Here is a 26,326-nt window from a genome sequence, read left to right as displayed (position 1 = left end):
TCCGCGCCGATCAGCGCAACAGCGGCCGCAGCAGTTCACGGGCGATGATATGGCGCTGGATTTCCGAGGTACCTTCCCAGATCCGTTCGATGCGTGCGTTGCGCCAGATGCGCTCCACCGGCCCTTCGTCCATCAAGCCCATGCCACCGAAAATCTGCACGGCTTCATCAGCGACGTTGCCCAGGGTTTCGCTGGCAAACAGCTTGGCCATGCCGGCCTCGCCGTCGGTCATGCTGCCCTGGTCCATCTTCCAGGCGGTGTGCAGGGTCAGCAGCTCGGCGGCGCGAATCTGCGTGGCCATGTCGGCGAGTTTGAAACTCACGCCCTGGTAGGTGCCGATGGGCTGGCCGAACTGCTTGCGGTCGGCGGCCCATTGCAGCGACACATCCAGCGCGCGCTGAGCCTGGCCGACGCAGTTGGCGGCGACCATCACGCGCCCGGCAGTGAGCCAGGCATTGGCCACGTCCCAACCCTTGCCGACTTCGCCAAGCACCTTGGACGCAGGCACGCGGCAGTCGTCGAAGAACATTTCATAGGTGTGATAACCACGGTTGCTCACGCACTTGGGGCCACGGCGGATGGTCATGCCGGGCGTGCCGCGATCGACCAGAAACGAGGTCACCGCATTGCGCTGACGGCCGTTGTGCTCATAGGTGTCGGTCACCGCAAAGACGATGGCGAAATCGGCGTGGCCGGCATGGCTGATGAAGTGCTTGCTGCCGTTGATGACGAAGTCATCGCCGCTGCGCACGGCGCGGGTCTTGATGGCGTTGGCGTCGGAACCGGCACCCGGCTCGGTCAGCGCGAAGCAGTCGATTTTCTTGCCTTGCACGCACGGCAACAGGTAATCCTCGATCTGCGCGCCGGTGCACGCCATGAGAATTTTCGAAGGCCGCGCAACGAACACGTGCAGTGCCCACGAGACTTTGGACAGCTCCCGCTCGATCAGTGCCTGGGACAGGTAGTCCAGGCCGCCACCGCCCACCTCTTCGGGCATGTTGAAGGCATAGAAACCGGCGGCAATCGCCTTGTCACGGATCTGCGCGGCAAGCTCGGGCGACACCTCATCGGCACGGTCCACCGCCTCTTCGTGGGGCAGCAACTCCTTGGCGACAAAGCTGCGTACGGCGTCCACCAACATGTCTTGTTCTTGGCTGAGTTGGAAATTCATGGCGCTACCTGCTCGGGGTGTTGTTGTTATTGGCCGCAGAAAATCGGTGAACGCTTTTGCATGGACGCGCGCAGGGCTTCGGCGCCATCGACACTGCGCCCGCACAACAGGCCAGCCGCCAGTTCGGCGTGCAATTGCTCGGGCAGGCTGCGGGCGGCGCCTTCGCGGATCAGCGTCTTGGTCTGGGCGAACGCGAAGGTCGGGCCATTGGCCAGGCGGGAGGCCAGCGCCATGGCGTGGGCGTGCAGTTGCTCGTCGGCAACCACCTCACCGACCAGGCCGGCTGCCAGTGCGCGGTCGGCACTCCACAGCTCATCGAGAAACAGCAGGCGCTTGGCTTGTTCGCTGCCGATCAAGCGCGGCAGGTGCCAGCTGGCACCGGCATCCGGCGAGTAAGCCATGCTGGTGTAGCCGGCCTTGAAGCGCGCCGATTGGGCGGCGATGCGCAAGTCGCAGCACAAGGTCAGGTCCATGCCGGCGCCGACCGCCGTGCCGTTGATCGCGGCAATCGTGGGTTTGTCGAGGGTGTGCAGGCGGGTCATCAGGGCGTGGGCGGTTTCGGTCCAGCCGTAGGTTTCCAGGGCGCCATGCGATTCGGCTTCGGCCCACTCCGCCAGGTCGGCGCCGGCGCAGAAGCTGCGGCCGCTGCCGGTCAACACCACCACGCGCACGGCGGGGTCGCGGTTGAAGGTGTCGAGCAAGGCATGCAGGTGCTTGAGGGTTGGGATATCCAGGGCATTGCGCTGGGGACCACGGTTGAAGGTGATCCAGGCAACGCCTGCTTGCACATCGGTGAGCACGGGCGAATCGGTAGTCATGGCTTCCTCGAATTATTTTAATTGGCGTGAGGGGTGCGACATGGCGAGATACTAAACGAGTGTTCAGCAAGGAGGCAATCGGCAAACTGCAAATATTTTCAGACGGGAAATAGCCGCCTGAACCTTGCGTTCAGGCGGCGAGAGAGGCTCAGGGTTTGAGCAGGTAACGCTGGCGACCGCCGCTTTGCAGGCCATCGACCCACGCCTCGCAAATCTGGATGCCCTGCTCCGGTGTGAAGGTGCCGGGGTTGAGCCCCGACTCCAGCCACAAACCGTCGAGCAAGGCGCTGAGGGCGATGGCGGCAAGGTCGGCGTCGAACTGCTGCCAGCCCTCTTCCCTGGCCATGTCGGTCAGGGCGCAGCGCATGATGGTGCGGTACTCGCCGTAGGAGTGTTCGTGGGCCTGGTTGATCGCGGGCGCCGTTTTCACCGCGCCCCAGAACACCAGCCACGCATCGAGCAGTTGCGGGTCGAGCAATTCAGGCGAAAACGAACCCCGGAACAACGCCGACAGGCGCTCGCGAGGCTCGGGCGGCGCCTTGGCCATGGTCTCGCGCAGCAGGCTCATGACTTGGCCGGTGATCGTGCGGTAAGCCTCGGCCACCAGCTCATCCTTGCCCGAGTAGTGGTGGCTGATCAGCCCGACCGACACCCCGGCCTCGGCGCTGATCTTACGGATCGATGCCCCCTGGAAACCGTCGCGTTTGAGGCACGTCAGCGTTGCCTGGACCAGATTGGCCTTGCGCAATTGCGGTTCCATCCTGGAAAAACGGGATTCCTGGGTCATGGGGCGATGTCCTTCGGTTGAGTCGGCTGCACGACTCTACATCAGTCCCTGTAACCGGGCGACACGCGATCGAGCCTCCGCAGCAACGCCGCCCATGCCAACTGCGTGGCGTCCGGATCGGTCAATTCGCCTTCCTGCAGCGCGCGACCGGGGTTGTTGAATTGCTGTTCGGTGTGGGCGCAGACCTCGGCGGGCGGCAGGACTAATGCGCCGCAAGCCTGGGCGGCAATCTGGATATCGCAGGCCTTTTCCAGGTAGTACATGCGCAAGAACGCTTGGCTGACCGTCTCGCCCACCGTCAGCAAACCATGGTTGCGCAGCATCAGCACCGGCTTGTCGCCCAGGTCGTGCACCAGCCGGCGCTGCTCGGCCATGTCCAGGGCGACGCCTTCATAATCGTGGTAGGCGACCTTGCCGTAGAACTCCATCGAGATCTGGTTGACCGGCAACAACCCGCACGCCAGCGCCGCCACGGCGCAGCCCGCACGGGTGTGGGTGTGCAGCACGCACCGGGCGTCTTCGCGCGCACCGTGGATGGCGCTGTGGATGACAAAACCAGCCGGGTTCACCGCATAAGCCGACGGCTCCACCGCGCGGCCATCCAGGCCGATCTTGACCAGACTGGAGGCAGTGATTTCATCGAACATCAGCCCGTAAGGGTTGATCAGGAAGTGATGCTCAGGCCCGGGAATGCGCACCGAGATGTGGGTGAAGATCAAGTCGCTCATGCGGTAGTGCGCGATCAGGCGATAGCAGGCGGCGAGTTCTTCGCGCAGTTGCTTCTCGGCGGAGTCAGTCATTTTTATTCTCCAGGCACGCGGTTGGTGAAGGCGACGCTAAGCCAGGCGCCAGTAAAAAAACAAGTTGATTTTTTACTGGCGCTCGCCTCCTATAGAAAAATAACAATAACAGCGCCTGGAGTATCCGCACCATGTCGCACCCCGCCTTTGCTCACCTGTTCGCGCCGTTGCAGCTGCGCGGAAAACGCCTGAAAAACCGCATCATGTCCAGCGGGCATGACACCTCGATGCCCACCGACAACCGAGTCAACGCGCAGTTGATCGCCTATCACCGTGCGCGAGCCGAAGGCGGCGTGGGGCTGATTGTGCTGCAGGTGGCCGGGGTGCATGACAGCGCGCGGTACACCTCGCATGTGCTGATGGCCACCGACGACGCCTGCATCGAGGGCTACCGCGAATTGGCCCAGACCTGCCATGCCCACGGTACTGTGGTGCTGTCGCAGATCTTTCATCCGGGCCGCGAAATCATAGAGTCGGCAGACGGTTTGCTGGCAGTGGCGTACTCCGCGTCGGGGGTGCCCAACGAGCGGTTTCGGGTGATGCCTCGGGCGCTGGATCACGCGATGATCGAGGAGATCGTCACCGGCTACGCAGCAGCGGCCAGGCGCTTGCATCAGGCGGGGATTGACGGGGTGGAAGTGGTTGCCAGCCATGGCTACCTGCCGGCGCAGTTTCTCAACCCACGGGTTAACCGGCGTACCGATCAATACAACGGCGCGCTTGAGCAACGTCTGAGATTTTTGAGGGAAGTCCTTGCGGCGGTACGAGCAGCGACCGATGAGCATTTCATCATCGGCCTGCGTATTTGCGCTGACGAGCGCGACGCCGAAGGGCTCACCGAAAGCGAATCCCTGGAAGCCGTGCTATGCCTGCAAACTCAACTGGACTATGTGCACATCGTCGCCGGCACGTCGGCGTCAACGGGCGGTGCGATCCATATCGTGCCGCCCATGGCCATTGCTGCCGCGTACCTCGCGGACGAAGCCGCCAGGTTCAAGGCCAGTCTGTCGATTGCGTTGTTTGTCACCGGGCGGATCAATCAGCCTCAGGAGGCCGAGTTGATCCTGGCGCGCGGCCAGGCCGACGTGTGCGGCATGACCCGCGCCTTGATTTGCGACCCGCTGATGCCCGCCAAAACCCTCGAAGGCCGCGTCGAAGATGTGCGCGCATGCATCGCCTGCAACCAGGCGTGCATCGGGCACTTTCACAAGGGTTTGCCGATTTCCTGTATCCAGCATCCTGAAACCGGGCGCGAACTGAGCTTCAGTCGCCTGCAGCCGGCGTTGACGCGCAAACGCGTCATGGTGGTCGGCGGTGGCCCGGCCGGCATGAAAGCGGCGGCCGTGGCCGCGCAACGCGGCCATGACGTAACGTTGTATGAGGCCAGTGCGCAATTGGGCGGGCAGGTGCTGTTGGCGCAGTTGCTGCCACGGCGCAGTGAATTCGGTGGTGCCAGCACCAACCTGCAACGCGAGATGGCACTGGCGGGTGTTCGCGTGGTGCGCAATACCCGCGTCGACCGTGCGCTGGTGGAACAGGCGCAGCCCGATTACGTCATCATCGCCACCGGCGCCGAGCCCTATTGGCCGGCCTTCGAGCAAGGTGGAGCGTTGCAGGTGGTGGACGCCTGGCAGGTGTTGCGCGATCAAGTCACGCTGGGGCGTTCGGTGGTGGTAGTCGACTGGCGTTGCGACTGGATCGGGCCCGGTATTGCCGAGCGCCTGGTACGCGCTGGCCATCACGTGCAATTGGCGGTGAACGGCACCCACTGCGGGGAAAACCTGCCGCTGTACGTCCGCGATCAACTCGCGGGAGAGCTGCATCGACTGGGCATCCCGATCATCCCCTATGCGCGTCTGTACGGCTGCGACGACAACACCGTCTACCTGCAACACACCGCCAGTGGCGAGCCGATGTTGCTGGAAAATATCGACAGCCTGGTGTTGTGCCAGGGGCATCAGCCAGTGGACACTCTGGGCGCAGAACTGGCGGGGCGGGTGCCCTTTGAGCGCATCGGCGACTGCCTCGCACCGCGCACCGCCGAAGAGGCGATTTACGAAGGACTCAAGGTCGCATGGAACCTTTGAACGACGAACCGCAGCAACTGTTTCTCGGCACGCGCATCCGTGGTTTGCGCAAGGCGCGTGGCATGACACTGACCGAACTGGCTCGCAGCAGCGCGTTGACCGCCGGCTATCTCAGCCAGTTGGAGCGAAATCTTGCGTACCCGTCGATCCCGGCGCTGTTCAACATCGCCCGCAGCCTCGGGGTGACGACCCAATGGTTTTTCGCCAGTCAGAGCATGCCCGCCGAGGCGGATGAAGGCTATGTGGTGCGCCAGAACAATCGCCAGAGCATTCGCTATGAAGATGGCATCGTCGACCAATTGCTGACACCGTTGCCCAACCATCAACTGGAAATGCTGCAATCGAGCTTTCCGCCCGGCGCCTACAGCCAGCAGAGCTACAGCCATGAAGGCGAGGAAGCGGGCTATGTGTTGAGCGGGCAGTTTGAGCTATGGGTGGGCGATCGGCATTTTGTGCTGGATGCCGGTGACAGCTTCAGCTTTGCCAGCAGCGAACCGCATCGCTATGGCAACCCGGGCAAGGTAGAGACGCGAGTCATCTGGGTGATTACGCCGCCAACGTTTTGAGCCGCTTGCGTTGATAAACGGCGCGGTGTGAATGGGTGTTCTGGAATACCGTGCGGCGCCCACCTGTGGCAAGTGAAGCCGCATTTTTTATCGCGGCGACACTCGTGACTTCTGGTAAAGAGTCCTTTTCGGGATCGGCGGTTTTTCCAAAGGAACGTCGGGTGGATACTCGACTCCATTGTTCACCCCCCTTCAGGAGTTACAGATGTCTATCCCTACGCAAAACGTTCCCGCCTTCGGCCTTGGCACCTTCCGCCTGCAAGGCCAAGTGGTAATCGACTCTGTGAGCACGGGCCTGGAACTGGGCTACCGGGTCATCGATACCGCTCAGATCTACGAGAACGAAGCGGATGTCGGCCAAGCCATTGCCGACAGCGGCGTGCCACGTGATGAACTGTTCATCACCAGCAAGATCTGGATCGCCAATTTCGCCGAAGGCCAGTTGATTCCCAGCCTGCGTGAAAGCCTGCGCAAACTGAAGACCGACTACCTGGACCTGACCCTGATCCACTGGCCGTCGCCGGAAGACCAGGTGCCTGTCGCCCAATTCATGGGCCAGTTGCTGGAAGCCAAGCGCCTGGGCCTGACGCGCCAGATCGGTATTTCCAACTTCACCATCGACCTGATGAAGCAGGCGATTGCTGCGGTGGGCGCCGAAAACATCGCCACCAACCAGGTCGAACTCCACCCCTATCTGCAAAACCAGAAGGTGGTGGATTTCGCCACCGCCCACGGTATCCAGATTACGTCGTACATGACCCTGGCCTACGGCGAAGTGCTCAAAGACCCGGTAATCCAGCAGATCGCCGAACGCCACCAAGCCACCGCGGCGCAAGTGACCCTCGCGTGGGCCATGCAATTGGGCTATGCGGTGATTCCGTCGTCGACCAAGCGCGCCAATCTGGACAGCAACCTCAAGGCCCTGCAATTGACCTTGAGCGCCGCCGACATGGCGCAGATCGCCGGCCTGGAGCGCGGCCATCGCCTGACCAGCCCTAAAGGCATCGCCCCGAAGTGGGACTAAACCCCGGCCGCCGGCGTGCGGGATAGCTCCCGCAGCCACGGCAATACCCGCAGGCCCCGGTGGGCCTCGGGCGGGTCGATGATGTCCATGAAGTGCTCAAGGTTGACGGTGTCCGGCATGCCGGGCAGCCGGACCAGCAGCGTCGGCGGTACGCCGCCTGGAATATCCAGGTCCTGATGGTCATAAACCAGTACATGGCGCACCTGGGGCTGCGGCTCGCCGGCCTGGGCCGCCAACCCCGCATTAATGATCAGTACGTCGAATGGCTCGGCCGGGATGGCGGTAAGAACCTCCACTTCTTCAAGGGTTTGCACCGGAACAATCCGGTGGTACCCCAGTTGGTTGAGCATTTTTTCGATGTACAGCCGTTGCAGGTGCTGTTCATCGGCAATCAGGATGGTCAGTGCTTTGTTCGGCATGGCAAACCCCTGGGCAGGCTGTGCTCGTCAGTGAGCGTGGCCCATTTTCCAGACATATCCCGAAGACAAAATCAGGTATGTTCCCCCTTGATGTAGGAGTTCTCCCAAATCCACTGAACGGCCATCAACCGCGCTCAGCGCCGAGCGTAAAACTGCTCAGCCGCCGATGCAGATCGTCGAGGGCTTCGCCTACCGCTTCAACCGCCATGCCCAACGCGTCGCCCTCCTGGCGTTGACACACCTCCTCGAGCGTTTCGCAACGGGTTATCAGCGTGTGCGCCCTGACCAGCCGTGCGCCGCCCTTGGCGCGGTGGGCGAGGTCATGCAGTTCGTGAAAATTCAATTGGCGGTGCAGCACCGGCAGTAGCGTGCGGTCTGCCTCAAGGCTTGAGAGCAAGGGTATCAACAGTTCATGGAGCGCCGCGTCATCGTCCCCCGTCAGCGTGATCAGGGCGCTCAAATCAAATGCCTGCTCAACGTCTGATACCCCTGGGCTGGTCGCAAGCGCAGCCAGTGCCGAGCGCAAGTCCTCAAGACCTGCGGGTTTGAACAAGCACGTATCCATGCCTGCCTGTCGGCAGCGCTCGGTTTCCTCCGGTTGCGCGTTAGCGGTAAAGCCCAGCAGCAAGCACGGCACCAAGCCTTGCGCACGCTCCTGCGCGCGGATATCACGCGCCAAGGTGTAGCCATTCTTGAGGGGCATGTTGCAATCGGTGATCACCACATCCGGGTGCTCGGCTTGCCAGCATTCAAGCCCTTGCACACCGTCTTCGGCCAGGGTGATGCGATGCCCCAGAAAGCGCAATTGGCGCGCCAGCAGCAAGCGATTGGCCGGGTAGTCGTCGACCACCAAAATGCTCAGTACACGGCCCGGTCGGGCCACTGGCGCCGGCCCGGCACGCTCGACCGGCGCTGCGGTGGCCCTGGCCAACGTCAACGTCATGTCCACGCGCGTGCCCTGCCCGGGCACACTGCTCAACTGCAGCGTGCCGCCCAGCATTTCACACAGGCTGCGGCTGATCACCAGCCCAAGCCCCGAGCCGCTGCGCGCTGATTGTTCGGTGTTGCTGCCCTGGAAAAACGGGTTGAACAGACGCTGCTGGTCTTCACTGCTGATGCCAATGCCGGTGTCTTCCACCCATAACACGAGGTCCAGATGGCCAGTGTCAGACCCCGATGCACTGCGCCCGCCCAGACGTACCTGGCCCTGGGCCGTGAACTTGATCGCATTGCTCAGCAGGTTGGACACCACCTGCTTGAACCGCAAGGAGTCGATCAACACCGGATGATCAATCAGCGGGTCGAGTTCCACCTGCAACGCCAGGCCTTTGGTTCGCGCCAGCCCCTCGAACACCCGCGCCACCGAGGTGAGCAATTCATGCAGATTGGCCGGCGCCAGGGTCAGGGCCAAGTGACCGGATTCGATCCGGGAAATGTCCAGAATATCGCCAATCAACTCCAGCATGCCGCGCGACGCAACCGAGGCGACCTCCAGGGCATCGCGGTCGACGCGCCCCTGTTCGGCGTTGGCGAGCGCCAGTTCAATCATGCCGATCACCGCGTTCATCGGCGTGCGAATCTCATGGCTCATGGTTGCCAGAAACGTGGTCTTGGCGCGGTTGGCGGCATCGGCGTCTTCCTTGGCCTCCTGCAACTGGCCCAATAGCCGTTGGCGTTCGCTCACATCCACCCAGCCGGCAATCATGCCCACCACGTTTTCGTCCCCATCACGGTACGGCAGCATCCAGTGGTAAATGGTCAGCACCTTGCCACTCGGCAACGTGAGTAGCCGGTCATTGATCTGCGGCTCGCCGCGCGCCATCAACCGCAGGTAATCCTCATGGAAGGACCGCGACTGCGCAGGGTTGCCGCTGTCGGCTTCTATCACGGTCTTGCCGATCACTGCCTCGGCCTTGAAGCCGAACACGTCCAGGTAAGCGCTGTTGCACGCCATCAGCCGGCCCTGGCGGTCGCGCACGTAAATGGGATAGGGCGTGCCGTCGATCAATACGCCCATAAAACGCATCTGGTCGCTCAACGCCCGTTCCGCCTGCGCGCGCTTGCGGATCAGGCTGCGCAGGTAAATCGCCCAGCCGGAGGTGATCAGCAGCAACAACGCCGCCAGGCCAAAGCCTTGAATGATCGCGCTGCGGTGACGCAACCAATGGTCTTCAATGATCACATCCGTGCGCCATTGGCTGACCAGCTCATCCATCTCCTGTGGAGGGATACTCAGCAACGCTTTGTCGAGTATCGAGTACAGCTCCAGCTGGCCGCGATTGACGCCGAACGTCATGCGTGCCGGCTCGGCGCCGACGGTACTGGTCACGCGCAAGCGGTCGCGGTACTGCTGGGCGATCAGGTAACGCGCATTGATCAATGAGTTGACTGCCCCTTCGGCAGCGCCGCTGGCCAACAGCGCCATGGCTTCGGTGGGGTTTCGCGCCGCCACAAAGTTAATCCCCGGGTAATCGCGGTTGATGACGTCGCGCACGGCATTGCCACTGCTGATCGCGAGACGCTTGCCGACCATGTCCTCCAGGGTCATCGTGCCAGGGTCGTCATTGCGGGTGACCAGCACCACGGGGTTGGTCAGGTAGGGTCGGGTAAAGCGCACCTGATCAGAGCCTTCGATACTGGGCGTTACCACCGCCATCATGTCGGCGCGGCCTGTGCTGACCGCGTCAATCTGCTGAGGCATCGAGCCGCCGGACACGACATCGAACTTCAAGCCGGTACGCAGGCTGATCCGCGACAGTACATCGGCACTCAAACCCTCCAGTCGCCCTTGTGCGGTAAAGGACGCCAACGGCAGCATCTGTTCGGACGCCACTACCCTGACCCGCGGGTGTTTCTCCAGCCAACGCTGCTCACTGGTGCTCAAGTGCAACCGCTCGGCACCGAGCAGGCCCAGGTTGTCACCGTTCCAGCGACGCAATATTTCCATCTGTTCGTTCGCCGGGATGGCCCTCAGCGCAGTGTTGACGATGCGCAGCAAGCGGGTGTTGTCCCGGAGCACGGCAAAGGCGAAGGAGTTGGATTCCAGCGTGGAAAAATCCGCCATTTGCACATTGTTCAAGTGGTTGCGGTTGATCTGGTAATTGGCAGAGATGGCGTCGCCCAGGTAGACATCGGCGCGACCGAACGCGACGGCGCCGATGGCTTCGAAAATAGACGGAAACAGCTCCACGTGGGCCTTGGGGTAAAAAGCCTCTACCACGTCGGGCGGCATGTAGTGATAGAGCATGGCGATGCGCTTGCCTGCGAGGCCGACACTCAGGGATTGGCTGTCGCCGGTGCGGGTAACCAGCACCGGCTGGTCATTGGCGTAAGAACGCGAAAGCACCAGTTGCGGGTCGCCCGCCTCAAAACCATTGGACGTCCCAAGCAGGTCAATGGCGCCTTGCTTGAGGGCTTCGAGCACCTCATCGCGGGTGTCGTAGCGCCGCACCTCAACGCTGATATTCAGCGCCTGGGCGAGCAACCCGGCATAGTCCGCCGTGATGCCTTCGATTTCGTCGTTGTTGTTGGTCAGTTCGAAGGGCCCGTAGTCGGGCGCGGAAACGCCCATCAGCAACACACGCCGCCCCCGCAACCACTGCCAGTCGGCTTCGCCCAGCGTTACGGAGTGGCCATTGAGGCTGGAGTGCCCCAGCAGGCGCAGGTTTTGCGGCTGATCAAGGGCACTGGCCATCATCGGCAGCACGCCCATCAACAGCGCAATGATGAACCGTCGCATCGGCGCAAGGATCATGTCGAATCAGATCAGATGATTACGCTGTGCAAACTTGGCCATGTGGACCACAGACGACATGCGCAGCTTCTCCTTGAGTCGCGTTTTATAGGTGCTGATGGTCTTGTGGCTGAGTAACATCTGATTGGCAATTTCGTTATTGCCCAAGCCCAGGGCCAGCATCTGCAACACCGCCAACTCGCGATCTGACAGGGCTTGCACCAGTTCCTGTTCCGTGGACTGCAGATCGTCACGGCGCACCGAACTGCTCGGCAAGCTGGGGAAGCAACTGTAGTTGGACATCACCGCTTTGATAGCCTTTTGCAGCTCATCGAGCTCACCGGTCTTGGCCACGAACCCCATGGCCCCGGCACGCATGCAACGCGCCGAAAAAAACTCCGGAAGGTACGAAGTCAGTACCAGAATCTTGCACGGCAGCCCCAACGCCTTGACCCGGCTGATCACCTCAAGCCCCCCCAGCTTCGGGATGGCCAAATCAAGAATGATCAACGCCGGACGCCCTTCTCTGGCCTTCTGCACAGCGTCCGCACCGTTGCCCGCTTCATCGATTTCGGTGAACCCTTCCAGTGTCAGCAGGTGCCGGACGGTTTTACGGATAAACGGATGATCATCAACTATTAGCGCTTTAGTCATAAAACTCCCCTGAGAGGATAAGTACCCTTACACATGACACGGGACACAGGTACCTGTGAGAAATGACAGTGCCGACCAGCGGTGCTGCACCTACTCAGGACAATAACCAGGCTGTTCCTGGTCCCTTCGATTGAAACCGGCCGAACACGTACAGCCAAACCGATGCCGCCGGCTAGCCGCAAGCGCGCAACCTTAGCAACGAAATGACGTTTCATCGGAAGGGATAGTCCCAAGCGTATGTAGGACTTTTCCTCACGAAACATGACCAAGCCAGCGCCTGGTCATGCGTGAGGCGCGCCGGTCAATCAGTGGTACTCGGGCTCCAGAAGGCCTGCACCACCAGGGTCGATGTAGAAATACGCGCTACCAGCGCATCCAGTTCGTCGCCGTCTACCGAGGTGGCGACCAGGGTGGCCTCGATCTCCACTTCCTCACTGCCAAATGGCCGAACGTCAACGTCGCTCGCCGGGTAGTTGCAGCGCGCCAGCTCGGCTTCGAGCAACACCATCACTGCCTGTTGCTGGCTGCGCCGCGCGATGACATAGAGAATGTTGGTCACCTCTGCCGACACCACGTCCAGAGGCTGACGGTTGATGTTGTTGACGATCGGGCGCAGCAGCGTGTTGGCCGCCAGCACAAACAGCGTGCCCAGCAGCGCTTCGAGGATCAGGTCGGCGCCCGCACAAGCACCCACGGCTGCCGAGGCCCAGAGGGTGGCGGCAGTGTTGAGACCGCGCACGTTGCCTTCTTCGCGCATGATCACGCCAGCGCCCAGAAAGCCGATGCCCGAGACCACATACGCGACCACCCGAACCGCGCCTTCCGCGCCGCCCAGCCGGTTGGCCATGTCGACAAAAATCGCCGCGCCCACGGCCACCAGCACATTGGTGCGCAAACCCGCCGTGCGTTGGCGGTACTGACGCTCGAAGCCGATCAAGCCACCGAGGATAAACGCCGCGCTGAGGCTGACGACCGTATCGACCAAGGAATTGAGGTTGATGTTGTTGATTGCTTGCATAGGAAATCCTCCCTGTTTATTGCCAGCCAAACTTACAGATATAGAAACCCTTCCCCGCCTGGGTCAGCGACTGTGCAGAAACGGGATGTTCGAGGTGCGGATCATGCGCACGATCAGCGTCCGGGTCGGCAGCCGGTTGAATGGGTGCCACACGGGTACTCGCCACACCAGCGGCCTGCTCGTGCTCGACCTCATTGACACCGTACTGCACGCGCAAGGCAGTGGCATTACGGGTGCTGACACCCTCGCGCGAGCGACAGGCCCGGTCCGCAGCAAGCCGGCGAAGAACGCCCTGAGCCGTATGAGATGCATGGTGTAACTCCTGCGCGAGGAAACCTTCGTGCAGGTACGACCGTCTGCGCCGCACCGGTTTGATCGGTACAGTCAGCTTGGCCCGCCCACCGTAAAAGGCAGGCGCGTCCGTAGCAGCCTGAATGCTTTCAGGTGCTGGTCAGCGTCGATGAGAGGGATGCAGGCAGTTGCCAGGACTGGCCGCTGCCGGAATGCCGCTTCTCGCTTTTTTCAGGCGAGACAACGGCACAGGAAGAATGCGCGTTATCTTGCCAAGGATGTGCCGGTTACTGAAACCGGCCGACAACTGTCACTCGAACAAGTACCCACTGAGGGTCTCCGCTATTGATGAAAACGCGCGGAGTTTACGCCGCGTTTTCGCGTGAGTAAACCGTAGGAAAGTTTACCGATGACGAACAGGCCGCTTCTTCAGGGTGAGTTCAGGAACCCTTCTCCGGACGTCACCCCGATCAAAGATGAGAGTGAAATGGCCCCTGTGCACCAGGTTTATGTACACCGTTATGACGGCGCACCCGGCCGATCGCGCTCGACCTTCTCCAGGTATTCATCCATCCGGCCACCCGCCAATGCCTTGACCTGAATCGACACCGTATTCACCTGTCGCCCCATCGTGATGCCCTCGCGGGTGCGCACCGGCACATACCCAAGCTTGGGCCAGAACCGCTCGGCCCTGGTGTTGCCGACCACCACCGTCAGCCGCAGCCATTGGGCGCCTTTGCTCGCCGCCCAGGATTCGAGATCGGCATGCAACTGTCGCGCAAGCCCGGTGCCGTGCAAACGCGTATGCACCAGCAGCAATCCGATATGCCAGACCCCGGCAGCGAGCAAGTCCGCGGCAATGTTCACCACGGCGACCAACTGATCCTGCGCATCGCGGTAACCCAGCCAGTACATCCGGCTGCAGCGCCACCCTGCCGGCAAATAACCCTGCAGTTCTTCGCGCGCTTCAGTCGGCGTGGCCGGCTCGCCATTGACCGCGATGAAATAGGCCGGCGCCTGTTCGAAAAAATGCTGCAGCTCAGCCGCATCGCTGCCCAGCAATTCGACCACCCGGATGCCCGCGACGCAGCAGCCCGGCAGCGCCTCAACATCAACGTCCATGTTCATTTTCCCTCAGTCATCGCGCGTCAGCACTTCCAACAACTCGATTTCAAAACGCAGATTGCTATTGGGTTTGATGTGCGCGCCCATCGAACGCTCGCCATACGCCAGGTGCGCCGGTACATACAATGTGCGTACACCGCCAACGCGCATGCCCATCAAGCCTTGGTCCCAGCCTTTGATCACGCGTCCGGTGCCGATCACACACTGAAACGGCTTGCCGCGTTCCCAGGACGAATCGAACACCGTGCCGTCTTCCAGGGTGCCGGTGTATTGGGTGGTAATCAGTGCGCCCTTGACCACGGTTTTACCGTCGCCCAGGCGGATGTCAGTGATCTGAAGGTCTTGGTTGCTCATGGGGTGCTCGTTAAATACCAGAAGGTGGGCGTTTTCCCAGAATCACCGGCGTTTGGCAAGCACCTGCGCACGGCCCAACGAAGTGCGGGCAGCAATGCCCCCTGCCCGCTCGCAGCCACTCAAGGCGCCGGGCGCAAGCCCATGTGGAGTTGCAGCGCCTCGATCAAATGGAATTGATAAAGATAGCGCTCGTGTTGGAGCGGCGCCCACCGATCAATAAAGAAGTGCCCGCGCTCATCCACCTGAATCGGCGTGGTGACGATGTCGCCGCTGCGCGAGCGATGCACCAGCAGCGTCTGGTCGGGCGTCGGACGCTCGATCAAAAAATGCCCGGTGTGCCTCAGACGTGAGCGGTCGGCGGGCTTGAACGCCTCCGGCGGCGTGCGGCCGGCCACCGCGACATCAAGGGCAAAATCACTGCGCATGGCTACCCATTCATCGGGGCGCAGGGGCTTGTTGGCCGCCTCCCATTTTCCCACCCGCAAGCCGACAGGCTGGCTGGGCGCCACTTCGTTGACATGCAGGCTGATGGCGCCCTGCAACCTTGCCAGGCCAGGCACGCCCAGGAACGTGTCGGTGTGGGTGTTGCCCATCAACGCCACCCAGCGATGCGGGCCATGGGCAACTTGATCCTGAGTAATGACCTCATTGGCAAAATAGCTGAACATCGCCGTGCGCGACGTCGCTTTATCCGGCATGCCGTCGACGCAGTAACTGGCGAAGCAATCCAGCGCACGCACGCGAATCTTGTACTTGGCGGCCGTTTCGATCACCGCGGTGTAAGTGTGCGGCCCTTTATAGCCCAGCATGTGCCCACGGTCCTGTATCCGCAGATAGTCCTTGAGCGCCTTGGACATCGGACTGCCTTGGGACAAGGCATCAAGGTCCGCCTGATGCAGGTCCGTCAGCAGGTGCTCAACATAGAGCGTCTTGACCTTCATGGTCTTCAATTCCTTGATCAACAGCGCCTTGCTCGATTGCAGGCTGTGCGCCTCGCCGATCACTACCCCGTTTGAATGGGCATAGGCGCGCTCGAAGAACTCCCGCACGGTGAGGCCCGGCGACAGCTGTGGCTGCGGCGCGCTGGCGGGCGGCACATAGGTTTTGAAGTGCGCGCCGGCCGCCGCGTCGAGACGTTCGCGAGTCCGCTGGAAGGCCGCGTAGGCCGGTCGAAGCGCTGGGTTGCCGGGGAAGTACCGCGAATCCAGACCCTTTGGCGAGTCTTTCAGCGTGCGCAACGCTTCACGCAGCGCGCAGGGCATTTCGAACACGCTGTAACCGTGCTGCGCCGGGGGCGCCAACGCCTGCGCCTGGGGTTGGGTGTAAGCGGTCTGCAGGGTGATCCTGAAATCAGCCTTGGCCAACGCATCGTCGGGAATCGAGCCGGGTGTGTCCTTCCACACCCCGACCGGCGTGCCAACGCTGACATCCTCGACACGCAGGCTCACGGCGCTGTGCAGATCGGCCAGGCCAGGGACTTGCCCGTGGGTACTCATGCGCCGGTGATCCACCAGCGCCACCCAACCGTCGTCAGGGTGGGCCGCCACGTCGGCGGCGATCACCTTGTGTGAATAGAAGTTGCGCAGCCGGTTCTCCCGAGGCGTGAGCACCGAGGTGGTGCCTCCCGCCAACGCATCGTCCAGATAGTAGGAAGTGGACGCATCCAGCGCCCTTACCTCGATGCCGTTGTCAGACGCCGCCTGCACCAGCGCCTGGTAGGAATAGGCGCTGTCCTTGGGCATGCCCAACGCTTTATCGACGCTCTTGAGGTGCGTGTCGATGCTCTTCGACACCTTGGCGGCGTGGCGTGTTTGCAGCTTGACCCGAAACACATCGGCGGGCAGGTACTCGATGTACAGACGCCGCACGCCACGCTCATGCAAGGTTTGCAGGGTGTCGATCAGGAACTGCTTGCTGGCAATCGAATCCACACTCGCGCCGATCACCAGCCCTTTGCTTTCACTGAGCAGCTTTTGCAGGATGACTTCATGCAGGGCGTCAGACTCAACACTCAGTACATCGGCCCGGGGCACAATCGGGGCCAAGGCATCAAAGTAAGCGTTGGCGTCACGGGTCAGGTTGTCCACTGCCGTGCCATACGGCGCGCGCAGGTGGAACAGCTGCTTGCCCATGATGTCCCTGGCGACCTGTTCGCCATACGGGTCGGCGATGCGCGCGAAGGCCGCCTCCACGGCGCCAGGGGTCACCACATGCTCAAGGTCTTTCAACAGCGCCTGCGGGGTTTCGTAACGCTCCAGCGGGCTGGCGGCGACGGGCAGTTTTTCATATTTGGGGGCGCCGCCCGCAACACCGGCACGCCTCCACTGGCCTTGAGTATTACGCTGGACCAGCCTGCCAGTGGACTGCAAATGCCCGGTTGCAGCATCCTGCCTGAGCAGCAGGAAACGCCCCAGAGCGTCGGGCGTTTTGCGGGTCCATAACGCCTGGCCTTGGAACATCACCGCTTGCAGATCATCGAGGGCCGGCGTTGGCGCCTCCAATTGCTTGATCAACGACAACGCGTGTTCCTGCGGCGCGGTATGCCGCAGCGGACGTATCGGCTTGCCCAGCGGGCTGATCAGCGCCGGGCGCAAATCGGTGAATACCGCGCCGGCGCTGTTGAGCAGGTAGCCAAGGTAGTGCCCGAAGGCTTCACCCATCTGCCCTTGGTTATACGCGTGCAGGGCGAGCATCCCATCCTTGAAAGCCAGCAGCATGCCCAGGCTCAGGCTCAGCACCGGGTAAGGCGCGGTGGCGACGGCAACGAGGGGTTCGATAACGCTCCACACCAGGTCCATGATCATGTGCGCACGGTTGACGGAGCTTGCCTCGACGTCGTCTATCTTGCGCTGCAACTTGGCGTCGTACAGCGCCTGACGCAGGTTGATTACCACCGTCTCACGACTGATCGGATCATACCGGCCAGGGCTGGGATGGCTGCGATCCAGGGTTTGCGGCAGTTGTTTTCTGGCGTTCTCCAGAAACCCAAGCACCCGGGCCTGTGCCTGCGTGCCCACCCGCTCGGCGAGGTAACCGACCATGCCATCCACGTGTTTCAACACATAGTTGAACAGGCGTGCATGGCGAAAGGTGACGCCATCCGGCGCATTCGGGGTGTACAGCAGCACCGGGTCATGCCCGCGCTTGAACAGGAAGGTGTCGATCACCCATTCGCCGTCCACGAACAGCCGGTGCACCTGGTAACTTTCGCGCACCTGGGCCGAGGTATTGCCCAAGCTCTGCAGGCAGGTGTTGAGCCAGTCCAGGTCAGCCTGGGAGAGGTGGCCTTGCAGGCGTGATTCGAGCGCAGCGTTGCGCATCTGCAATTGGCTGATGGCCAGCGTTGCGTTACGTCGGAATACATAGCCGGGGCTGCTGGGACTTTGCAGGGTGTTGCGCACCAGGTCGACATAGCGCTGGCCGATCCACACGCCCCGCACCGAGCGCGACACCGCTTCAGGCGTCAAGCGCCTGAGGTCGACGCCGGCTGGGCCGGTAAAGGTCGCCGAGGTTTCAAACTTGGGGTCCAGAAACCCCACGCTGTCGTGATAACCGTCGCGCAACAATCGGGTGTACGTGACGGAGTCCGGCGTCGTAAGCCCGGGAAACGCCTGCGGGTAATGGACGTGGACCGTATTGGGGTCGACGTCTTGCGCGGCACGCCCGAGCAGCGCGTTCAGGCGAAGTTTGGCCTGCTCATGCACAAAGGTCGTAAAGGTCGGGAACAACGCCTGGCCGTGCGGATCGGCAGTGTAAGTGCGCAAGGCGCCCTCGGCGTCCTGCGCCAGGCCGGTGAGGGTCTGGCGCTGCGCCTGGCTGGCGGAACTGAACCACAGCGGCGTGGCGAACGTGCGGTCGTCGTCCAGCGTAGCCAGCATGTGTTGCGCCATGGCGTTGAGACCGCTGGCGTAATCGGCAACAAAGGTGAACCTGACCTCGTGGTACTCCTGCGCATGCGGCTTGAGGCTCAGGCCCGTGAGAATCCGTTGCATGGACGGGCGAAAACGCAACGCCAGTGTACGGATGACATACCCCTTCATGGCGGGCTGGGCGCACCAGCCAAGCAGGTGCGCCTTGCAGCTGGCCTCGCAGTCAAATGCCTGGAACTGCGTCGCGCTGGGGGCTTCGGGCGTGCACAGCAACAAGCGTTTGACCGCACCCTTCGCGTCCGTCTGGCGCAGCAGCCACACCCCATTGAGCTGTGCCTCATGCAGCGACACGGTAGCGGCACTGAGGTTTTCGCCGGAGCCCTCGCGCAGCGCCTGGATCAATGCGTAGTCGGCCTCGCTCACATGGTTTTGCAACAATGCCGTGTACGCCAGGGCGTTGAGCCGGTGGTCGAACATCGATTCGATCGCCTGCTTGACCACCGGGCTGGTGTGACTTTCTTTCTGCACGGCGGCAAACGCCAGGCGCGGTTGCAGGCGGCCCAGCAAACTCGCCAGGTAAGCCGGCGTCAGGTCCTGATACTCAGCGCCCAGCGGCGTCTGGTCATAGGTCAACGTGGTTCTGGTGAGGAAGTCCGACCCCGGCGCATCATCGCCCTCGTGCAACCCGCGCAAGGCCAACAGGGTCAGGCTTAGCTGCTGCTCATAGTCGCCCACACCCGCCACGCCACGCCCTGTGCTGACCTGCAGCAGATCCGGGTCCAGGTCGTGGATATCCAGTTCGTCGGCCAAGTGCTCGACCACTTGATAACGCGCCAGGGCCGGCGGCGTGGCGGCCGGGCCCAGCAGGTCGAGCATCGTCGCGCGCGCCTGGTTATAGCGAGCCAACAACTGGGCCAGAAGGGTTCGTTGCGCAGTATTGGCGCTGCGCTACCAATCCGGGGCGCTGTAGCGCAAGCAGCGGTCAAGCAGGCGCTGGGCGTGCAACGCCAGGCGCGGGCCGAGGTCGGGCAGCGTCGCCTGGATGGCCTGATCGAGGTCAGCGACCACCTCGCGTGCCGTGCGCCCCGGGTTCTCCACCAGGTCGAGCGCCCAGTCGATATCCTGCTCACGCTTGGCCGTCAACGCGTCAACCGTGTGCTCGAACAGCGGCTCCGCGTCGATCGGTTCCAGCGCCAGCGGCCAGATGCCGGCCGGGCCCAGGGACTGGTAGCGTCTGGGCAGCAACGCCATGAATTCGCTGCGCCACGCCGCGTTGTCCATGGCGTTCAGCAGGTAACGGTCGAGTTCTTCCAGCGAGTTGAAGGATTCGATCCCGCGCAGCGGGTTGAACATCAGCACGTTGCCGACCGATTCGCCGCCGGTCAGCGAATTCACGCCTGGATGATTGAGCGTGGTCAGCACAAACGCCCCGGCGAACTCAATGCGCCGCGCCTGGTAGGTAAAAGTCAGCGCATACAGCCCGGGACGAAACGCCGGGCCCAGTGAAATGTGCGTGATCTGGCGCGCCATCTGCGGGTGCAGCAGCCGGTCGTTGAGGTCACGCTGTGCCTCCTGCTCCAACGCGGTAATGCCCGCTTCGTTGCTGAGGAAACTGCGCAGCCCTTTGCCACTGATCACGCTGCGCGCTTGCACCGCGTGCACTTGAGCGTTCAACTCGCGCCGCAGACGCGCCAGCAATGCCTTGCCGTCGGCATGCTGCAGGTCGGCGGTTGCCAGGGGCTGATACAACGCACGCAGCGTGGTGGCGAGCGCCGCGCAGTGGCTTCTTAGCGTGCGGTGCAAACGCTGCAAATACGCCTGCTCGGCGCCGACAGGTTGCTCGGGCAACAGCGGCGCCGGGTGCTCAAACACGTGATGGCCGATCTGGTTGAGGTAACCCTTGATCTCGCTGAAAGAAGGAACGGATGTGACAGAAACGGCGATGCTCATTGGTCGTGGCTCCATGCGATGAAAGAGGCATCAGCATGGAGAGCGGCCGGTACGCGCGGTGTTAGATAGATAGTGGCGAGCGTGCTTGTTCCCGCGCCACGGCTACATCGTTGAGCCTTCAACGAGTGGCCGGGTCGCGCCGTTGTTTACAGCCAATGCCAGAACCGGCTCCAGAACCCTCGCCCCAAATCATTCTTGCAGCCTGCATATTGCGCCGCGTACATCTGCGAGCGGGCCTGCACTTTGCTGGCCACCGGCGGCAGCCAGGCTTTGGCGGCGTAAGTGCGCTGGCGGTAACCGCCCCAGCCTTCGTGGTAGTTCAGGTACTGGCCGTAGGCGTCGTATTTGTACACGCCGTTGATGGTGTAGGTCTTGTCCATGTACCAGCCGATAAAGTCGATGGCGTCGTCGAAGTCCTGGCGACTGGCGCCGCTGCGGCCCGTGCTTTTGCGGTAGTCGTTCCACACTTCATCCTTGGCCTGGGCATAGCCGGCGGCGGTAGAGACGCGGCCCCAGGGAATGATCCACAGCAAATATTTGCGCGGGGCCAGGGCGTCCTGATGGAAACCGGACTCCTGGTACATGATCGCGAACGGCACCTGGATCGGCACACCCCAGCGCTTTTGCGTGACTTTGGCGGCGTCGTACCAGTCGTCCTTTTCACGGAAGATGCCGCACAGATCATTCGGCGTGCGTGGCGGCGAGGTGCCGCACGCCGCCAGCATTGAGGTGAGGAGTAACAGTCCGACGGCTTTGCCTGCGCTCAAGGGGCACCTTTGCGTGATTCGCGTAAGTAAAAGGCCGCTATTTTACGCATTCATTCAGGCACATAGGTTATCGGCTTGGCGCTATAACCTGTGGGAGCGGGCAGCACCGGGCCCAAAGCAGCGATGCAGCCCCGAAGGCTCATGAATGCGCCTCGGCAAATTCCACCGGCCCACCCAGCCAGCACCCTTGAACCTGCCCCGCCGCATCCCGGCGAAACCGCAGGGAAATCTGCGACGGCCGCCCCATCGCCCTGCCCTGGCGAATATGCACCGGGCGCTCATCGGCGCTGACCAGCTGATTTTCCAGCAGGCCAAACGCCAGCGCGGCGGCGGCGATGCCGGTAGCAGCGTCTTCGGGGTAGCCAGAAGACTTGGGAAATTGCCGTGCATCGAACTGTCGGCCTTCAAGGTCGGACGCCGCGTAGGGGTACAGGCCGGTGGAGCCGATGCGCTCGCACAGTTGCTCAATACGGCGATAGTCGGGCTTGAGGCTGTCCAGCACCGCCACGCTTTTGAGCGCGATCAGGGTTTTCACACGGCTGGTGCAGGCGTTCTGAATCGGCAACGGCGCCAGTTCGTTGGCGGTGATGCCCAGCACCGAGAGAATGTCGGCTTCGACATCGGCATCGCCCAGGGTGGCGACCTGGCCCTTGGGCTGACTGATTTCGACCTGAACCTGTGGCGTACCTGCGTCAATCACGCGCGCATCGACCCGCCCACTCAAGGTCCAGAGCGCCAGTTGCTGCTTGTGCAACAGGCCGAGCCGGTCCAGCAACCAGATGGCGCCAACCGTGGCGTGGCCGCACATCTGCATTTCGTGGTTGGGCACCCAGAACTGCAGTGCAAAATCGAAGTCGCTGCCCACGGGGGCGGCGAATACAAAACCACATTCATGCCCATAGGCGCGGGCGACCTGCTGCATGTCCGCATCGCTCATGCCATCTGCCAGCACCACCGTGGGCGCCGGGTTGCCGCCGCGCGGGGCGGCGCAAAATACATTGACCAGGTGAACCTCGGGCGTCATTTCGCCTCTCCCTTGAGTGGGTGAAGAACACAGGATGAACCGATGACTGCCGTGTAGCGCACGGGATCGGGCCGAATCATGCGCGGGATCGGGCCATGAAAAATTGGCAATCGATTTGAAGGAACCGAACCAACTGTGGCAGCTCGGTTGTTCAGTCAGACCGCGGTGATGCTATCGCAGGCAAGCCAGCTCCCACAGGGGGCGAGTGTGACCCAGGCATGTCAGCCGCGCCGCCACTCATCCGGCGACCTGCCCAGCACCCGCCGAAACACGTGGGCCAGGTGCGACGGTGATTCGTAGCCGACGCTGTGGGCGATCTCCAGCACCGACATGCGCGTATGCCGCAGCAGGGTTTGTGCGCGCTCCACACGCAAGCGCTGCACGAACGCCAGCACCGTCTCGCCAGTGTGCAAGGCAAACAAGCGGGTCAGGTGCCGACGCGACAGATGAAACACCGCAGCCAATTCGTCCAGCCCCGGCGCCTGCTCAAGATTGCCCTCGACGTACGCTTTCACGTCACGTACCAGCATGGCGCCATGGCGCTCTGTGCAGGAGCGTTGCAGGCTTGGCTGGCTGAGGCTAATCGTCAGGCATTCGAGCAGTAACAAGTGATCGACCTGGGCCAGTTGGCGGCGGCGATCAACGAAGGGGTCGGGTTGGCTCAAGGCTTTCTTCGCCAGCAACAGAGCGTGCAGCGGCGCAGAGGTTTGCCAGATGCCCAGGGTGGGCGCACGCGGCAGGCGGTTGGCGTCCCCGGCCAGATCGCGCAGCGCGTAATGCATGTAGTCAGGGTCGACGTACAACGCCAGGTGGCCCTGGCGGGCAGTGAGTGACGAGGAGGAATGGCTGCGCTGCGGCGGCACGCACACGAACTGGCGGTTGAGCACCGACGCGCTGCGCCCGCTGTCTTCATCCTTGAAGCGCAACACGCCACGCTCGGGCACCATCAGCATGAACGCGTCATGGGCGTGGGCCGACGTTTCATAGGTGTCGTTGGCGTTGAAGACGCTGTAGATATCACGCATCGCCAGGCACTGCACGGGAATGGAGCGCTGACACTAGCATGTTTGGGATCAGTGGAAAGCGGCGTCCCTGCCGCTGACACGGTTAAGCCAACGGTACGCGGCGTGTGGTCAACGCCGTGCGGCCGACGAAGAAGCTCAGGGCCGCACCCAACAGCAGCATGGCCAGGGTGCTCCAGGCTGCACGCGAGAGCTGTTTGGCGGCGACTTCGCCTGCTTCACGGGCCTTCTGCTCGGCCTGTTGCTTGAGCTCATCGACCTTTTGCATGGCTTGCTGATAAGCCTGCGCATAGTTGTCGACGATTTGCGTGGCTTGCTCTTTGCTCTTGCCGGTACGGGCCGCAACGATGTTGATCAGCGCGTCTTTATCCGCCGCATTCAACGCAGGTTCACCGGAGGCTTTCACGCGCTCGAACCACTGCTTGAGCTGATCACCGGCCTGGGCCGGGTTGGTCGCGGCATCCGTGGCCGTCTGCTTGCCGTCGGCGGCAGCCTGGTCGGTTTTCTGCTCGACGTTGGCCGGGTCCAGTTCAGGCTTGCCACTTTGCTTGAGCAAGGTGTCGAGTTGGCCTTGCAGGCTGTTCCAATCCAGGTGGATGCCCTGCTCGTCCAGCTGCTGCTTGACGCTGTCGCTGATACCTGGCGCTGCGGCGGCGATGCCGCTGCCGGCAGCCGACAGGCCTTTGCCGACGACATTGCCCGCCGTGCCCACCACGCTTGACGCCAGCGCCGCCAGCAGCCAGGTGGTGAAGAGTGTGGTCAGCGTCCAGGTCAGCACACCATGCAGGCCGCCGCGATCCGGCGCGGTACGCCCCGCTACAAATGCACCGACTGCAATGGCGACCAGCGTCGACACAAACAGCCAGATCCCGGCGCCCGTGCCGAAGCCACGCAACGGGTTACCGGCTTGCATCGGGTCGACCGCGCTCGCGCCGATGGCCGTGCCCAGCACGCTGAGCACCAGGTAGGTCACCAGGGCAATTGCACTACCGGCCAGCACAGAGCTCCAGGACACGCGAAACGGTGAACGATTGGTTTCATGGACAGTGGTCATGATTAATCCTTTGAGTGATTGACCGTTTTAGTCTGGCGAGCGCAGGGACGGCCGTCCTCGCGCAAATGCACCAGGGCGTCTGGTGCATTCGCACCCCGCGCCGGGCAACTTCTCTGCACTATCCTCAAGCCCGAGTGTCGTAACTGCCATGCGCCCATACTCCGGAGAGACCATGACCCAGGACGTTCTTGCCAAAGAAACCAACCGCCGCCAATTGCAGCAGATCATCTCCGGATTGTCCGACGGCGTGATCCTGGCCGAGGTTGACCAGACCATCCTCTGGGCCAACGAAGCGGCGTTGACCATGCACGGGGTCAGCGAGATCGAGGCGCTGGGGGTCAATACTGCGCAATATGCCAAGCGGTTCGCGCTGCGCTATCGCAACAACCATCCGTTGCCGCTGGACAGCTACCCGCTCAGCCGCGTGGCAGCCGGTGAAGATTTCAGCGATGTGGTGGTGGAAGTCACCCCCGCCGCCGACGAAAACCGTAGCTGGGTGCACCGCTTGCGCAGCCTGGTGCTGACCGACACTCAGGGTGAGCCGGAGCTGCTGGTGCTGATCCTCAGCGATGCCACCGAGTGGGCCAGCGCCGAGCAGCGCTTCGAGAAAACCTTCAACGCCAACCCGGCGCCCGCCGTGATCTGCCGCTTGAGCGACCTGCGCTATATCAAGGTTAACCAGGGTTTTCTGGAAATGACCGGCTACAGCCGCGATCAGGTCATCGGGCGCTCGGTGTATGAACTGGACGTGCTGGAACAGGCCGAGCGCAAGGACCTGGCCATCCAGCGCCTGGGTGAAGGTGCAACCATCCCGCAGATGCAGGCCGAGCTGCGCCTGCCCGAAGGCGGCAGCAAACTGGTGATCGTCGCGGGCCAGCCGCTGGACATGAACGAGGAAGACTGCATGCTGTTTTCCTTCACCGACCTGGAGCCAAGGCGCAAGGCGGAAATTGCCCTGCGCCAGAGCGAGGAACGCTTTGCCAAATCGTTCCGCCTGACGCCGGTGCCGACCCTGGTGTGCAGCGCCGCCAACCGGCAGGTGGTGGATATCAACGAAGCGTTCATGAACATCACGGGCTACACCAGTGAAGAGCTGATCGGCAAGACCATCGAAGACATTCACTTCATCGACAATCCCCAGGCAGGCGCGCAGCTGTTTGCGACGCTGGAAAAAGCCGGCAACCTCGACGGCCTGGACCTCAAGGTGCGCAAAAAAGGCAGCGAGGTGATCGATTGCGTGGTCTCCGCCGACACGGTGCTGATCCAGGATGTGCCGTGCTATTTGCTGGTAATGATGAACATCACCGAACGCAAACGCTCGGAGCTGGAGCTGGTGGCGGCCATCGAGGAAGTGATGCAGGACGCCTCCTGGTTCAGCCAGACGCTGATCGAAAAACTGGCCAACGCCAAGAGTGTCAACAGCCCCAATTTGCCGAACGTGGCCTTCACCGACCTGACGGCCCGTGAGCGCGATGTGCTGGGTTTGATCTGCGAAGGCCTGGCCGACAAGGAGATCGCCTCGCGCCTGAAACTGGCGCCCAACACCGTGCGTAACCACGTGGCCACGGTGTACTCCAAACTGGGGGTGCACAGCCGCAGTGCGGCGATTGTCTGGGCCCGTGAACGCGGGCTGTTCGCCGGGGAACTACGCGTAAAAAGCAAGAAATAAAGTGCAAATGCACTAGTAGGACCGGTGCAAATTCGCCTTATTTGCGTAGATCGAGATGCTTAACCTTGAAGGGTGGGCACAGGGCTTTGAGTCCCGTGCCGTATTGGTTTGATCTCTTGAAGGA

20 protein-coding genes are annotated in these 26,326 nt (G+C 62.2%); 4 read left to right on the top strand and 16 right to left on the bottom strand.

Annotation, left to right across the window (positions count from 1 at the left end):
* Positions 1-10 precede the first annotated feature (10 nt).
* The 4 genes from AACW30_RS10170 to AACW30_RS10155 form a co-directional block, all read right to left on the bottom strand.
* Positions 11-1,171, bottom strand: a complete 1,161-nt coding sequence (locus tag AACW30_RS10170; protein ID WP_106579974.1) for an acyl-CoA dehydrogenase family protein — start codon at positions 1,169-1,171, stop codon at positions 11-13.
* A 26-nt stretch (positions 1,172-1,197) separates the two neighbouring features.
* A complete protein-coding gene (locus AACW30_RS10165) occupies positions 1,198-1,989 on the bottom strand; it encodes an enoyl-CoA hydratase/isomerase family protein (RefSeq protein WP_200624927.1) in 792 nt (263 codons plus the stop codon).
* A gap of 148 nt (positions 1,990-2,137) precedes the next feature.
* Complete coding sequence (locus AACW30_RS10160; RefSeq protein WP_106579972.1) at positions 2,138-2,776, bottom strand: TetR family transcriptional regulator C-terminal domain-containing protein; 639 nt, start codon at positions 2,774-2,776, stop codon at positions 2,138-2,140.
* Between the two features lie 41 nt (positions 2,777-2,817).
* Positions 2,818-3,576 (bottom strand): class II aldolase/adducin family protein, encoded by a 759-nt coding sequence (locus AACW30_RS10155; RefSeq protein WP_200624926.1) that lies wholly within the window; start codon positions 3,574-3,576, stop codon positions 2,818-2,820.
* Positions 3,577-3,707: 131 nt separating this feature from the next.
* Here AACW30_RS10155 and AACW30_RS10150 point away from each other — a divergent pair, with 131 nt between their 5' ends.
* The 3 genes from AACW30_RS10150 to dkgB all read left to right on the top strand — a co-directional run bounded on the left by AACW30_RS10150 (position 3,708) and on the right by dkgB (position 7,253).
* A complete protein-coding gene (locus AACW30_RS10150) occupies positions 3,708-5,663 on the top strand; it encodes an oxidoreductase (RefSeq protein WP_200624925.1) in 1,956 nt (651 codons plus the stop codon).
* Positions 5,651-6,229, top strand: a complete 579-nt coding sequence (locus tag AACW30_RS10145; protein WP_200624924.1) for a cupin domain-containing protein — start codon at positions 5,651-5,653, stop codon at positions 6,227-6,229. Before AACW30_RS10150 ends, AACW30_RS10145 begins: the two co-directional genes overlap by 13 nt.
* 205 nt (positions 6,230-6,434) lie before the next feature.
* On the top strand, positions 6,435-7,253 hold the full coding sequence (dkgB, locus tag AACW30_RS10140; protein ID WP_179607239.1) for a 2,5-didehydrogluconate reductase DkgB: 819 nt from the start codon (positions 6,435-6,437) through the stop codon (positions 7,251-7,253).
* On the opposite strand, the gene AACW30_RS10135 is transcribed toward dkgB, so the two are convergent.
* The 12 genes from AACW30_RS10135 to AACW30_RS10080 form a co-directional block, all read right to left on the bottom strand.
* On the bottom strand, positions 7,250-7,672 hold the full coding sequence (locus AACW30_RS10135) for a chemotaxis protein CheY (RefSeq protein ID WP_106579960.1): 423 nt from the start codon (positions 7,670-7,672) through the stop codon (positions 7,250-7,252). The two genes, dkgB and AACW30_RS10135, sit on opposite strands and share 4 nt — an antisense overlap.
* A 124-nt stretch (positions 7,673-7,796) precedes the next feature.
* A complete protein-coding gene (locus tag AACW30_RS10130; protein ID WP_200624923.1) occupies positions 7,797-11,426 on the bottom strand; it encodes a transporter substrate-binding domain-containing protein in 3,630 nt (1,209 codons plus the stop codon).
* 6 nt (positions 11,427-11,432) lie between these two features.
* Positions 11,433-12,059 (bottom strand): response regulator transcription factor, encoded by a 627-nt coding sequence (locus tag AACW30_RS10125; protein ID WP_106579958.1) that lies wholly within the window; start codon positions 12,057-12,059, stop codon positions 11,433-11,435.
* A 301-nt stretch (positions 12,060-12,360) separates the two neighbouring features.
* A complete protein-coding gene (locus AACW30_RS10120) occupies positions 12,361-13,077 on the bottom strand; it encodes an MgtC/SapB family protein (protein WP_119735498.1) in 717 nt (238 codons plus the stop codon).
* 810 nt (positions 13,078-13,887) lie between these two features.
* Entirely contained in the window at positions 13,888-14,490 is a 603-nt protein-coding gene (locus tag AACW30_RS10115) for a GNAT family N-acetyltransferase (RefSeq protein WP_200624922.1), read from the bottom strand.
* Positions 14,491-14,502: 12 nt separating this feature from the next.
* Positions 14,503-14,847: an FKBP-type peptidyl-prolyl cis-trans isomerase gene (locus AACW30_RS10110; protein ID WP_119735500.1), complete on the bottom strand. Its 345-nt coding sequence runs from the start codon at positions 14,845-14,847 to the stop codon at positions 14,503-14,505.
* Positions 14,848-14,966: 119 nt separating this feature from the next.
* Complete coding sequence (locus AACW30_RS10105; protein ID WP_200624921.1) at positions 14,967-19,592, bottom strand: membrane-targeted effector domain-containing toxin; 4,626 nt, start codon at positions 19,590-19,592, stop codon at positions 14,967-14,969.
* Positions 19,593-19,664: 72 nt separating this feature from the next.
* A complete protein-coding gene (locus tag AACW30_RS10100) occupies positions 19,665-20,666 on the bottom strand; it encodes a hypothetical protein (protein WP_200624920.1) in 1,002 nt (333 codons plus the stop codon).
* Positions 20,667-20,812: 146 nt separating this feature from the next.
* Positions 20,813-21,433, bottom strand: a complete 621-nt coding sequence (locus AACW30_RS10095; protein ID WP_119735503.1) for a transglycosylase SLT domain-containing protein — start codon at positions 21,431-21,433, stop codon at positions 20,813-20,815.
* 139 nt (positions 21,434-21,572) lie between these two features.
* On the bottom strand, positions 21,573-22,457 hold the full coding sequence (locus AACW30_RS10090; RefSeq protein WP_200624919.1) for a PhzF family phenazine biosynthesis protein: 885 nt from the start codon (positions 22,455-22,457) through the stop codon (positions 21,573-21,575).
* A gap of 221 nt (positions 22,458-22,678) precedes the next feature.
* On the bottom strand, positions 22,679-23,482 hold the full coding sequence (locus AACW30_RS10085) for an AraC family transcriptional regulator (protein ID WP_200624918.1): 804 nt from the start codon (positions 23,480-23,482) through the stop codon (positions 22,679-22,681).
* An 82-nt stretch (positions 23,483-23,564) separates the two neighbouring features.
* Positions 23,565-24,533, bottom strand: a complete 969-nt coding sequence (locus tag AACW30_RS10080) for a hypothetical protein (protein ID WP_200624917.1) — start codon at positions 24,531-24,533, stop codon at positions 23,565-23,567.
* 172 nt (positions 24,534-24,705) lie between these two features.
* On the opposite strand from AACW30_RS10080, the gene AACW30_RS10075 reads away from it, so the two are divergent.
* The gene (locus AACW30_RS10075) at positions 24,706-26,202 is read left to right on the top strand and encodes a PAS domain S-box protein (protein WP_200624916.1); all 1,497 of its coding nucleotides are present in this window, start codon (positions 24,706-24,708) and stop codon (positions 26,200-26,202) included.
* The last annotated feature ends 124 nt before the right edge of the window (positions 26,203-26,326 follow it).

Origin of the sequence: Pseudomonas sp. MF6747 (assembly GCF_963890955.1) — a bacterium.
GTDB lineage: Bacteria > Pseudomonadota > Gammaproteobacteria > Pseudomonadales > Pseudomonadaceae > Aquipseudomonas.
The sequence above is the reverse complement of the archived record's forward strand: the minus strand, read 5'-3'. Positions and strand labels throughout refer to the sequence as shown.